The 7,371-nt window shown below is 53.4% G+C and carries 6 protein-coding genes and 1 pseudogene; 3 read left to right on the forward strand and 4 right to left on the reverse strand.

Annotation, left to right across the window (positions count from 1 at the left end):
* Positions 1–305: 305 nt before the first annotated feature.
* From FTV50_RS16215 to FTV50_RS16225, 3 genes are read right to left on the reverse strand one after another with little or no spacing between them, the layout of a single operon-like run.
* Entirely contained in the window at positions 306–791 is a 486-nt protein-coding gene (locus FTV50_RS16215; protein WP_006581703.1) for a hypothetical protein, read from the reverse strand.
* 37 nt (positions 792–828) lie between these two features.
* Positions 829–963: a phenol hydroxylase subunit gene (locus tag FTV50_RS16890; protein ID WP_223231885.1), complete on the reverse strand. Its 135-nt coding sequence runs from the start codon at positions 961–963 to the stop codon at positions 829–831.
* 53 nt (positions 964–1,016) lie between these two features.
* Positions 1,017–3,902: a Tn3 family transposase gene (locus tag FTV50_RS16225; protein WP_001138082.1), complete on the reverse strand. Its 2,886-nt coding sequence runs from the start codon at positions 3,900–3,902 to the stop codon at positions 1,017–1,019.
* A 125-nt stretch (positions 3,903–4,027) separates the two neighbouring features.
* Here FTV50_RS16225 and FTV50_RS16230 point away from each other — a divergent pair.
* The 3 genes and pseudogenes from FTV50_RS16230 to FTV50_RS16240 all read left to right on the forward strand — a co-directional run bounded on the left by FTV50_RS16230 (position 4,028) and on the right by FTV50_RS16240 (position 6,372).
* Positions 4,028–4,667, forward strand: a pseudogene (locus tag FTV50_RS16230) (recombinase family protein).
* Between the two features lie 65 nt (positions 4,668–4,732).
* On the forward strand, positions 4,733–5,536 hold the full coding sequence (gene aph(3'')-Ib, locus FTV50_RS16235) for an aminoglycoside O-phosphotransferase APH(3'')-Ib (RefSeq protein ID WP_001082319.1): 804 nt from the start codon (positions 4,733–4,735) through the stop codon (positions 5,534–5,536).
* On the forward strand, positions 5,536–6,372 hold the full coding sequence (locus FTV50_RS16240; RefSeq protein ID WP_000480968.1) for an aminoglycoside O-phosphotransferase APH(6)-Id: 837 nt from the start codon (positions 5,536–5,538) through the stop codon (positions 6,370–6,372). The genes aph(3'')-Ib and FTV50_RS16240 overlap by 1 nt, the downstream gene beginning before the upstream one ends.
* Before the next feature lie 517 nt (positions 6,373–6,889).
* Here the strand turns inward: FTV50_RS16240 and FTV50_RS16245 are convergent.
* On the reverse strand, positions 6,890–7,371 hold a 482-nt coding region (locus tag FTV50_RS16245; RefSeq protein ID WP_180025073.1), incomplete at its 5' end, for an IS3 family transposase.

The following is a 7,371-nucleotide window of genomic DNA, read 5'->3' on the forward strand; positions in this document are numbered from 1 at the left end:
TGTTCAAATGGCGATTCAGCGTTTAATTGGTTTTGGGAAAAAAGAAGAGTTTAAGGAAATTTTGGCAATTTTAAGAAAGCAGAATCCTGATAGGATAAGGGTTCTGTGAAATTTGTCGTGTACAGAGTATAATAATAATAATCGAGCATGAGTCTCATACGGATGCTCGGGTCGAAAGGGAATCCCCAGGCGAGTAACCTGTTTGCGGTGATCCATTAGCTGCAGGAGCAGAAGAGCATACATCTGGAAGCAAAGCCAGGAAAGCGGCCTATGGAGCTGTGCGGCAGCGCTCAGTAGGCAATTTTTCAAAATATTGTTAAGCCTTTTCTGAGCATGGTATTTTTCATGGTATTACCAATTAGCAGGAAAATAAGCCATTGAATATAAAAGATAAAAATGTCTTGTTTACAATAAAGTGGGAGTAGTAATTTCGTTACTTTGTTTAGAATTTCTTCAGAAATATTTCTTAATAAATCGTGTTTTTCAACAAGCGTAAAATTACTTTCTAAAATCTCTTGTTGTTTAGCTCGAGTTTGGGTATAAGCCCCATAATAAAATTGACGAGGATCTTTAAGCACGTACCAATCTTTCATTTGGATTACAGTACGGCCCTTATCGTAAAGATCAAATTCAGGCTGCCATAAAGGTTTGTAATGAAAATTAATTTCTTCCTGAATATCGTAGGTCGCTTCTTGATAACGTGAAGCTGGTTTATCACCAAATCTTTTTTCAATATAAGCATAAGTATTTCTTAAAGGCTTAACTGAAGATGTTTTAATATCAATTTGCATATAAATCTTCCTGATTTTTTAATAAAGACTAGAGTTTTTATTCTCTAATACCGGCCTGTCCAAATCGCCACTTCATGCGGTCATATTCAATCTTTGCAAAATCATCCGTACTTAGGTGCTGTACTTGATGGTGTGCGCAGAATTCTTCAAAAGCCTTGACTGGCATAATCATTTCTACAGCTAACTCTGGATGGGGTCGTTTGCGGGAGGGGGCGGAATCCTACGCTAAGGCTTTGGCCAGCGATATTCTCCGGTGAGATTGATGTGTTCCCATCCGAGCGGCGAAACATGGGCCAAGAGATCGGGCGATAGCAGCTTTCCATCGCGTTTCTGGTTTGCAACGACCTCGCCGAGCTTCATGGTGTTCCAGAAGATGATGATGGCGGCGAGCAGATTCATGCCGGCGATGCGGTAATGCTGGCCTTCGGCGGAACGGTCGCGGATTTCACCGCGGCGGTGGAAGCTGATTGCCCGCTTCAGCGCATGATGAGCTTCGCCTTTGTTGAGCCCGATCTGGGCACGCCGTTGGAGTTCGGCATCCAGAATCCAGTCGATCATGAACAGGGTGCGCTCGACGCGACCGACTTCCCGCAGGGCTGTCGCGAGCTCGTTCTGCCGCGGATAGGAGGCGAGTTTCCGCAGAATCTGGCTTGGCGCGACGGTCCCGGCAGCAATGGTGGCGGCGATGCGCAGGATGTCGGGCCAATTGCGCTCGATCATGGCTTGGTTGACCTTTCCGCCGATCAACGCTCGCAGGTGCGCCGGGGCGGCCGACGGATTGAACGCGTAGAGCCGTTTGGATGGCAGGTCGCGGATGCGCGGAGCGAACCGGTAGCCGAGAATGGCACATGCGGCAAAGACGTGATCGGTGAAGCCGCCCGTGTCGGTGAACTGCTCGCGGATATGGCGTCCAGCATCGTTCATCAGCAGGCCATCGAGGATGTAAGGCGCTTCGCTTGCCGTTGCAGGAATCACCTGGGTTGCGAACGGCGCATATTGGTCGGAGACGTGGCTATAGGCTTTCAGGCCCGGGGTATTGCCATATTTCGCGTTGACCAGGTTCATGGCCTCACCTTGCTCTGTAGCGACGAAGAACTGTCCGTCGCTCGAAGCCGACGTGCCCATGCCCCAGAACCGGGCCATGGGTAACGCTGCCTGTGCCTCGACCACCATGGCCAGCGCCCGGTCATAGGCTTCGCCCTCGACATGCCACCGTCCAATGCGGATCAATTCCCAGAAGGTGTGGGTGTTTGTCGCATCCGCCATTTTGCGCAAGCCGAGGTTGATCCCTTCCGCCAAGATAACGTTCATTAGCCCGATCCGGTCAGCGCAGGGTGCTCCTGTGCGCAGATGGGTGAACGCTTCGGTGAAGCCGGTCGCCGCATCCACCTCCAGCAGGAGATCGGTGATGCGCGTGGGCGGGATCTGCTTGTAGAGATCGAGCACCAGATCTTCGGCGCCTGTCGGCGCGGCGGCTTCGAGTTTCTCGATATGCAGAACGCCGTTTTCAATCGACCCGCCCGGGATCGTGCCTGCGCGAGCGGCACGGCCAAGCTCGCGCAACCGCATGTCGAGGCGAGCTTGCCGGTCTGCCAGCCATTCCTCCGGCCGCAATGGCACAGCGAGACGACCGCCTTCCGCGATGGATTGTGCCGGAACGAGTGCGTGTTTCAGATCGCCATAGCGCCGGGACCTAGTAAGCCAGACATCTCCGGAGCGGAACGCATCGCGCAGATGGAACAGCACCGCGATCTCCCATAGGCGAGCGTCGCCAGCCCTCTGGGCCCGAAGGTGGCGATGCCATTTCGAGCTGGGCCGCAAGAAGCTGGTCATCGCGGCATCGTTCAAACCGGTACGAAGGGCCGTCACCGCTTCCAGAAGCGGCAGTGCAACGGGCGCAGCTCGCAGATCGAGCAGGCGCAACATGCGTGGAGCGTATCGGCGGAAGCGGTGATAACCGTCGAGCACATGATTGAGCGGATCGTCGGCCATGGTGGCGGTCAGCCTGGTTGCCATTGCAACAAGGGTTTTTAAGCCGTCCCACCCTGACCCACTCGCGATGACATCGCCCAGCGGCTGGCCATCATCCTGTGCATCGACCAGGGCGCCCCCGATCTCGGCGAAGGATTTCAGGGTGTCACGCACCACCCCCGCTTCGTCTGCGACCTTTGCATGGCAAATACGCTCCGAAGCACGGTAGAGACGGCCGACGATCCGGTCGTGGGTTTCGACCACTGCGTCGGCCAACATCGCCTGCCATTCCGAGACGCAAACAGCCAAGATCGCAAGCCGCCTGTCCTCCGGGAGATCGCGCATGCCGTCGGCATAATACCGTTCACCCTGCCTGCGCAGACGAGTCACCCGATGGGCAGGAACGCCGGCAAGCAGATCCTCGGGGAGATCGATGCGTTGCAGATATTCGAGCCGGTCGAGCAGCCGGTTGGCCGACGAAGAGTTCGAGCCAGGCTCGAACTGGCGCAGCCACACAAAACGGGTCACCCGATCATCAGCCGTCTCCTCGAGCAATGCCAGCAACTGTTCTCGGATCGACATAGGCAGCCGACTGGCGATCCTCGTCTCGATGCGTCGCTCGGCATCGACGAGAGCCGCGGCACAAAGCCGCTCGATCGTGGATGTCGCGGGAAGGACAGTGCGGGTGCGTCGGCACTCGGCTACGAAGCGACGGGCGATATCCTCGTTCGACACCGCCATCTCGGCTTCTCGGAACAACCATTCCTTCAGCTCGCTCGCACCACGTCCGGAGAAGGTGCGGAAGCCGTAGAGCCCCCGTAACTCGGCAAGATGCTCGTGCCGTGTTTCCTCGCGGGCAGCATAGTCTACGAGATCGTCGGCACCCAGGCCAAGCTGCGCTCCGATAAATTCGATGACCTCTGCAGGGATCAGTTCGCCTGGAGCCAGCACCCGGCCGGGATAGCGCAGGACACACAATTGCAGGGCGAAGCCGAACCTGTTGTGAGCGCGCCGACGCAGCCTGATATGCCCAAGGTCTTCATCACTCAGCGTATAGTGCTTGAGCAAATCCGTCTGTGAAGTCGGCAAGCGCAACAGCGCGTCTTTCTGCCGATCGGTTAGAGTGACGCGACGCGGCATACATGTTCCTTTTTCAAAATCTGATAGCGTTCAAGACGCTTTGTTTATGAAGCTGGTTGAGATACATTTCCAGAGGTCAATGCAATCGTGGCCGAAGCGCCGCCTCAAACCAACGTTTGTGATACATGCTGATCGGATATGCCCGCGTCTCCAAAGCCGATGGCTCGCAGTCTCTCGACCTGCAGCACGACGCCTTGCGCGCCGCAGGTGTCGAACGTGTTAATGGCCATTGACATCGAACGGGACAATATCTATGATGATCTTGCTTCCGGCGGTCGTGATGATCGCCCTGGCTTGACTGCCTGCCTCAAGTCATTGCGTGACGGCGATGTGCTGGTGGTCTGGAAGCTCGATCGCCTCGGACGATCGCTTGCCCATCTGGTCAACACGGTGAAGGAGCTGTCAGACCGCAAGATCGGCCTGCGGGTTCTGACTGGAAAGGGCGCTCAGATCGACACCACGACTGCGTCCGGTCGCATGGTGTTCGGAATCTTCGCCACCTTGGCCGAGTTCGAGCGGGATCTGATCCGAGAGCGCACCATGGCGGGTCTCGCCTCCGCGAGAGCGCGCGGTCGCAAGGGCGGACGAAAATTCGCGCTCACCAAAGCTCAGGTGCGTCTCGCGCAAGCCGCCATGGCCCAGCGCGATACTTCAGTTTCCGATCTCTGCAAGGAACTCGGCATCGAGCGCGTCACTCTCTACCGATATGTCGGTCCCAAAGGCGAGCTCAGAGACCATGGAAAGCATGTTCTCGGACTTACGTAGCAACTCGTTTCTTTTCGCAGGTTGAGCCACCTCCGCGCTTCATCAGAAAACTGAAGGAACCTCCATTGAATCGAACTAATATTTTTTTTGGTGAATCGCATTCTGACTGGTTGCCTGTCAGAGGCGGAGAATCTGGTGATTTTGTTTTTCGACGTGGTGACGGGCATGCCTTCGCGAAAATCGCACCTGCTTCCCGCCGCGGTGAGCTCGCTGGAGAGCGTGACCGCCTCATTTGGCTCAAAGGTCGAGGTGTGGCTTGCCCCGAGGTGATCAACTGGCAGGAGGAACAGGAGGGTGCATGCTTGGTGATAACGGCAATTCCGGGAGTACCGGCGGCTGATCTGTCTGGAGCGGATTTGCTCAAAGCGTGGCCGTCAATGGGGCAGCAACTTGGCGCTGTTCACAGCCTATCGGTTGATCAATGTCCGTTTGAGCGCAGGCTGTCGCGAATGTTCGGACGCGCCGTTGATGTGGTGTCCCGCAATGCCGTCAATCCCGACTTCTTACCGGACGAGGACAAGAGTACGCCGCAGCTCGATCTTTTGGCTCGTGTCGAACGAGAGCTACCGGTGCGGCTCGACCAAGAGCGCACCGATATGGTTGTTTGCCATGGTGATCCCTGCATGCCGAACTTCATGGTGGACCCTAAAACTCTTCAATGCACGGGTCTGATCGACCTTGGGCGGCTCGGAACAGCAGATCGCTATGCCGATTTGGCACTCATGATTGCTAACGCCGAAGAGAACTGGGCAGCGCCAGATGAAGCAGAGCGCGCCTTCGCTGTCCTATTCAATGTATTGGGGATCGAAGCCCCCGACCGCGAACGCCTTGCCTTCTATCTGCGATTGGACCCTCTGACTTGGGGTTGATGTTCATGCCGCCTGTTTTTCCTGCTCATTGGCACGTTTCGCAACCTGTTCTCATTGCGGACACCTTTTCCAGCCTCGTTTGGAAAGTTTCATTGCCAGACGGGACTCCTGCAATCGTCAAGGGATTGAAACCTATAGAAGACATTGCTGATGAACTGCGCGGGGCCGACTATCTGGTATGGCGCAATGGGAGGGGAGCAGTCCGGTTGCTCGGTCGTGAGAACAATCTGATGTTGCTCGAATATGCCGGGGAGCGAATGCTCTCTCACATCGTTGCCGAGCACGGCGACTACCAGGCGACCGAAATTGCAGCGGAACTAATGGCGAAGCTGTATGCCGCATCTGAGGAACCCCTGCCTTCTGCCCTTCTCCCGATCCGGGATCGCTTTGCAGCTTTGTTTCAGCGGGCGCGCGATGATCAAAACGCAGGTTGTCAAACTGACTACGTCCACGCGGCGATTATAGCCGATCAAATGATGAGCAATGCCTCGGAACTGCGTGGGCTACATGGCGATCTGCATCATGAAAACATCATGTTCTCCAGTCGCGGCTGGCTGGTGATAGATCCCGTCGGTCTGGTCGGTGAAGTGGGCTTTGGCGCCGCCAATATGTTCTACGATCCGGCTGACAGAGACGACCTTTGTCTCGATCCTAGACGCATTGCACAGATGGCGGACGCATTCTCTCGTGCGCTGGACGTCGATCCGCGTCGCCTGCTCGACCAGGCGTACGCTTATGGGTGCCTTTCCGCAGCTTGGAACGCGGATGGAGAAGAGGAGCAACGCGATCTAGCTATCGCGGCCGCGATCAAGCAGGTGCGACAGACGTCATACTAGATATCAAGCGACTTCTCCTATCCCCTGGGAACACATCAATCTTACCGGAGAATATCGTTGGCCAAAGCCTTAGCGTAGGATTTCGCCCTCTCCCGCAAACGACCCCTGGATCACCTATCGAAAATTCAAATTCGATATATTTGTCACGCTGAGTCCCTGTAACATGAATAAAGCAAGGAGGCTGTTCTACATTGAGTTGCTGCATACCAAAATCCTCATATTCTCCATAAGATTATTGCAACTTGCATGCCAATTTTATTTATTATTATTTTTCAAATATTTATGATTTTCTCTTTTTTATTTCATACAATGTTCTTTATCAAATTCTTAAGTCACAATGTATGACTTAAGAAAATTCTCAAGTGTTTTATATTTTCTCAGTTGTATAAGCACTTATAGATGATCAAAAAAAAAAGAAGCCAAAGCTTCTTTTTTTGATTTTCCAACTCGCATTGATAGCCCCTATAATTCAATCAACTGAACCGTACCGGGTTTGTCGGAGAGTTTTTTATTTAAGTTAGGCCACCTGACCTAACGGGTTAATCTTATCATAGTACATTGCTTCAAAATCAAAAGGTGATACATAACCTAGTGCACTATGTACACGCTCTTTATTGAACCAATCTACCCAATTTAGTGTCGCAAGTTGTACATCCGCTAAACCTTGCCAATCTGCTTTTAGATATTCAATCACCTCTGTTTTGTATAAGCCATTCACCGTTTCAGCCAAAGCATTATCGTATGAATCACCAGTCGTACCGACTGATGCTCGTAAATTTGCTGCTTCTAAACGATTGGTATAGCGAATGGAAAGATATTGCACACCTCTGTCGGAATGATGAATCACATTCTTTGGCATGCCTCGATCATGCAATGCTTGCTCCAATGCATCGAGCACCATATCTGTATTCATCCGTGTCGATACTTTCCATCCAACAATTGCTCGTGAGAACACATCAATAATAAATGCAGTATAAACCCAGCCTGAATTTGTTTGAA

This window comes from Acinetobacter sp. YH1901134 (genome assembly GCF_013416965.1).
Taxonomy (GTDB): domain Bacteria; phylum Pseudomonadota; class Gammaproteobacteria; order Pseudomonadales; family Moraxellaceae; genus Acinetobacter; species Acinetobacter amyesii.